Genomic DNA, 1,089 nt, shown 5'->3' on the forward strand with positions numbered 1-1,089 from the left:
GCCGGAGCCTAACCGCCACCCGCGCCGAGCCCGTACGCCACCACCGCGGACGGCTCGGTCACGCCCGGGCAACCGACCGTGCAACGGTTGCGCGCATCCCCTCACTGACGGCCGGAAAGCCTGTATACGCTCAGACCCGAAATCCTTTCCGCACGGCCCGTCAGGAGCAGCGATGCACGGCCCCGGCCTCCAGCCGCAGCATGGTCCCCAGGCCCCCCGGCCCCAGTCCGGGAGCGTGGTGGCACTGCGCGTGCTGTTCGCGGCGCTGCCCATCCTGAGCTGCGGGTTCTTCGCCTGGGGGTCGCTGCTGCGGCTCGCGCTCGTCACCCGCAAGAACCGGGACTGGACCCTGCTGGTGCTCGGGTTCGTGGCCTCCGTCGTCTGCATCGTGCTGATCGGGCTGGACAAGACGCCCGACACCAGCGGCTGGCAGAGCGACCTCGGGGCCGGCGGCTCGATCCTGTCGGGCTTCGCGATCTGCGTGTACTTCCTCGTCGCCGACATCCGCCACCACGAGGCCAAGGCCGCCGCCGGGCAGGCGCACTGGGGCCCGGCGCCCGCCGCCTACCAGACGCCCGCACCGTACGCGCCGCCGCACCAGACCACCCCCGGCTACGGGTACCCGCCCGCGCACACCCCGACGTCCACGCCGGCCCCGGTCCCCGCCCCGAACCTGCCGCCGGCGACCACCCCGCCGCCGCGGATCGGGCAGGTCCGCGCCGAACTCGACGAGCTCAGCGAGCTCCTGCGGCGGCAGACGCCGGGCCCGAACCCGGCGCCGAACCAGAACCAGAACCCGGCCCACCCGTACCAGGACCCGAACCAGACCGCGATCCAGGACCCCAACCAGTGACCGAGCGGATCATCGGCGAGCGCTACCAGCTCGCCACCATCCTGGGCCAGGGCGGCATGGGCCAGGTCTGGACGGCGTACGACCGGCGCCTGGACCGGCGCGTGGCCGTCAAACTGCTGCGCCCCGACAAGGTCGCGGGCCCCGGCACCGTCGCCGAGGAGCTGCGCCGCCGCTTCGTCCGCGAATGCCGGGTCACCGCGCAGGTGGACCACCCCGGGCTGGTCACCGTCCACGAC

At 73.8% G+C, this 1,089-nt stretch carries 1 protein-coding gene and 1 pseudogene; both read left to right on the plus strand.

The genetic code is table 11. The features are described 5' to 3' along the window. The first annotated feature begins 238 nt into the window (after positions 1–238). Complete coding sequence (locus tag ACFVUS_RS44100; RefSeq protein ID WP_073797682.1) at positions 239–853, plus strand: hypothetical protein; 615 nt, start codon at positions 239–241, stop codon at positions 851–853. A 56-nt stretch (positions 854–909) separates the two neighbouring features. Beyond that, a pseudogene (locus ACFVUS_RS44105) lies at positions 910–1,089 on the plus strand (serine/threonine protein kinase); the annotation flags it as partial.

Source organism: Nocardia sp. NPDC058058, from assembly GCF_042885355.1.
In the GTDB taxonomy this organism is placed as follows: Bacteria; Actinomycetota; Actinomycetes; order Mycobacteriales; family Mycobacteriaceae; genus Nocardia.